Below are 3,896 nucleotides of genomic sequence, written 5' to 3'. Positions count from 1 at the left end.
CTCGACCAACTGCTCGAACGGCAGGTCCTGATGGGCCTGGGCTTCCAGCGCGCGGCGCTTGGCCTGCTGCAGGAGCTGCGCAAACGTCAGCTGCCCGTCGATATCGGCCTTGAGCACCTGGGTATTGACGAAGAAACCGATCAGGCGCTCGACTTCCACCCGGTTGCGGTTGGCGATCGGCACCCCGACGCGGATGTCCTGCTGGCCGCTGTGGCGATGCAACAAGGCCTGGAACGAGGCCAGCAGAACCATGAACAGGGTCACGCCTTCACGCTGGGCCAACCCCTTGAGTGCCGCTACCAGCCCTTGTTCCAGGGCCACATCCAGGCGTGCGCCACGGTAGCTCTGTTGTGCCGGGCGAGGATGATCGAATGGCAACTCCAGCACCGGCTGGACACCGCCGAGCAGCGCCAGCCAGTACTCCAGCTGCCGCGCCTTCTCCCCTGACTCCATCCAGCTGCGTTGCCACAGGGCGTAATCGGCATACTGGATCGCCAGGGCCGGCAACGCGCACTCCTGCCCCTGGCTGTAGGCGGCGTACAACTGCATCAGTTCCTGGACCATGACCTGCATCGACCAGCCATCGGACACGATGTGGTGCTGCACCAGCACCAGCACGTGCTCTTCTTCACCCAGGCGCAGCAGACTGGCCCGCAGCAATGGGCCTTGCAGCAGGTCGAAAGGCCGGGCCATTTCCTCCTCTACCCGTTCCTTGAGGCGGGCTTCGTCGATCGGCTCCAGGATGATCTCGATCGAAGCCTGGGCCAGCACCTGCTGGGTCATGCGATCGTCTTGCAGGTGCAGGCGGGTGCGCAGGCTTTCGTGACGCGCGACCAGGCTATCGAAGCTGCGCTGCAAGGCCGCGATGTCCAGGCGTCCGCTCAGGCGCAATGCGCCGGGCACATGATAGGCGGCACTGTCGGGCTCCAACTGCCAGAGAAACCACTGGCGCTCCTGGGCATAGGACAGCGGCAGGTTGTCGTTGCTTTCGCGAACGGAGGCGATGGGCAGTTGGGCGAAGCTCATGCCACGGCTTTGCAGGCGCTGGTAGAACTGCTTGCGCTGCTCCAGAGGCAGTCGAAGAAAGCGCGATACCAGATCGATGTTTGGGTTGGAAAGCATGGTTCAAATCGCCTCTAGTTCGCTCAAGAATTCACGAAGATCATCAAAATCAGCCGCACTGCCAGCGCGACAAGCGCTGGCGGCCTCGACATAGGCCCGCAAGGATTCGGTCTGGAACACTTCCACCAGTGGTACTTCCAGGCCCAGCTCGGCCAGGACCCTGGAGGTGATCTGGATCGCCAGCAGGGAATGGCCGCCCACTTCGAAGAAGTTGTCGTTGAGCCCTACCCGCGGCAGGCGCAGAACCTCCGCCCAGATCGCCGCGATTTTCCCTTCCAGTTCACTCTGCGGAGCCACATAGGCTTGCTGCATCTGGCTGGCGTCCGGTTGTGGCAGGCCCTTGCGGTCCAGCTTGCCGTTGGGGGTCAAGGGCATCTGCGCCAGGAACATCAGGTGGGTGGGCACCATGTAGTCCGGCATGCGCGCCTTGAGGGCACGGCGCACGGCGTCCCGGGCACTGGCCTGGGCATTGGCATCGTCGACCAGGGCTGGATCGAACATCACCAAGTAACCCACCAGTTGCTTGCCGGTCGGCCCGTCCTGGGCCACCACCACCGCCTCCCGCACGGCCTCCTGCTCACGCAGGCGCGCCTCGATCTCGCCCAGCTCGATACGGAAGCCACGAATCTTCACCTGATGGTCGACCCGACCCAGGTAGTCCACCACCCCATCGGGGCGGCCACGGGTCAGGTCGCCACTGCGGTACACCCGGCTGCCCGGCGCGCCGAACGGATCGGGCACGAAGCGTTCGGCCGTCAGTGCCGGACGCTCCAGGTAACCCCGGGCCACGCCCTCGCCGCCCAGGTACAACTCACCGGCCACGCCGATCGGTTGCAGGTTCAGCTCGGCGTCCAGCACATAACCGCTGCGGTTGCCCAGCAGCGTGCCGATCGGGGCGTAGGCCGCGCCGCATGGATCGTCCTTGCTCGCCTTCCACAGTAGCGGCGTGACCACGGTTTCGGTGGGGCCATAGCCGTTGAACAGGTAGGTCGGACGCAGTGCCCGCCAGGCCAGGTCGTAGCTGGCCTGGGCCACCGCATCACCACCGAAGCAGTACACCCGCACCGCCGGTGGGTTGCCGTCGCGCTCGGCGTGTTCGGCCAGCTGTTGCAGGTACACCGGTGGGAACACCCCCACGGTCACGCCGTGGCGATGCATCTGGGCGTAGGTCTGCTCCGGCAGCCACAGGTTGTCGTCGCGGATCAGTACCCGGGCACCGTTGATCAGCGGGTGCATCCAGCCTTCATGGGAGCCGTCGAAGGCGAACGACATGAAGTGCAGTTCGCAATCGGCCGCGGTCATTTCGTAGCGCTCGCCGGTGGCGATGATGTGCGCCACCAACGGCCCGTGGGCCACCGCCACGCCCTTGGGCAGGCCGGTGGAGCCGGAGGTGTAGATCACATACGCCAGGTTGTCGCCGTCCAGCGTCACGTGCGGGGCGCTGTCGTCGGCGCCACTCCACTGCTCGGTACGGTCCACCGCCAGGCTCTCCAGGCCTTCTGGCACCGGTAGGCGCTGTTGCACTGCCGAGTGGGTCAGCAGCAGCCGGGCGCGGCTGTCCTGCATCATGTACAGCAGCCGGTCCTCGGGGTATTCCACGTCCAGCGGCACGTACACGCCACCGGATTTCAGCACCGCCAGGAACGCCACCATGATCTCCGCGCTGCGCGGCATGGCGATCGCCACCCGCACTTCCGGGCCCACGCCACGGGCGATCAAGGCCCGGGCCAGGCGGTTGGCGCTGCGCTCCAGCTCGCCGTAGGTCAGCTGTTGCTCACCGAAGATCACCGCCACCGCCTCGGGGGTTTCCCGGGCACGGTCGGCCACCAGCTCATGCACCAAGCGCGTGGCCGGGAAGCCCGAATCGGTCCGATCCCAGAGCTGGATGATCTGCCGCTGCTCCGCTTCGTCCAGCAGGTTCAACTGGCCGATGGCTTGTTGCTGGTCGGCGACCATCGCCTGCAGCAGGTTCTGCCAGTGGCGGGCCATGCGCTCGATCGTCGAGGCTTCGAACAGGTCGGTGGCGTAGCCAAACGATGCCCAGATGTCATCGGCTGCCTCATTGATGTCCAGGTCCAGGTCGAAGTGCGCGGTCTGGCTATCCCATTCCAGTGCTTCCAAGCGCAGCCCGGACGCCTGGCGCCTGGCACTGGCCAGGCGCGCCTGGGCCTGGTGGTTGAACATCACCTGGAACAGCGGGTTGAGGCTCAGGCTGCGCTCCGGCTGCAGCGCCTCCACCAGTTGCTCGAACGGCAGGTCCTGGTGGGCCTGGGCCTCCAGGGCCCGCTGCTTGACCTGCGCCAGCAACTGGTCGACGGTCATCTGCCCATCGATATCGGCCTTGAGCACCTGGGTGTTGACGAAGAAACCGATCAGGCGCTCGGTCTCTACCCGGTTACGGTTGGCGATCGGCACCCCGACACGGATGTCCTGCTGGCCGCTGTAGCGGTGCAACAACGTCTGGAACGAGGCCAGCAACAGCATGAACATCGTTACGCCTTCGCGCTGGGCCAAGGCTCGCAAGCTGCAGACCAAACGAGTATCCAGCGCCAGCTCCAGCCGCGCGCCACGATGGCTCTGTACCGCCGGACGCTGATGATCGGTGGGCAGTTCCAACACGGGTTGTTCACCACCCAGCAGCCCACGCCAGTAGTCCAACTGGCGAGTCTTTTCCCCGGCCTCCATCCAGTCGCGCTGCCAGGCGGCATAGTCGGCGTACTGGATCGGCAAGGCCGGCAGTTGCGCCTCCTCGCCCAGGCTGTAGGCCGAATACA

At 65.5% G+C, this 3,896-nt stretch carries 2 protein-coding genes; both read right to left on the bottom strand.

Annotation, left to right across the window (positions count from 1 at the left end):
• A partial coding sequence (locus tag H7A76_RS32120; RefSeq protein ID WP_260498140.1) for a condensation domain-containing protein occupies window positions 1–1,026 on the bottom strand: 1,026 nt, incomplete at its 3' end.
• A gap of 99 nt (window positions 1,027–1,125) precedes the next feature.
• Window positions 1,126–3,896: non-ribosomal peptide synthetase (locus tag H7A76_RS32115; RefSeq protein ID WP_185702230.1), on the bottom strand; the 2,771-nt coding region annotated here is incomplete at its 5' end.

The organism is Pseudomonas sp. MSSRFD41, from assembly GCF_014230245.1.
GTDB lineage: Bacteria > Pseudomonadota > Gammaproteobacteria > Pseudomonadales > Pseudomonadaceae > Aquipseudomonas > Aquipseudomonas piscis.
This window is presented reverse-complemented; position numbering and strand designations above follow the sequence as displayed.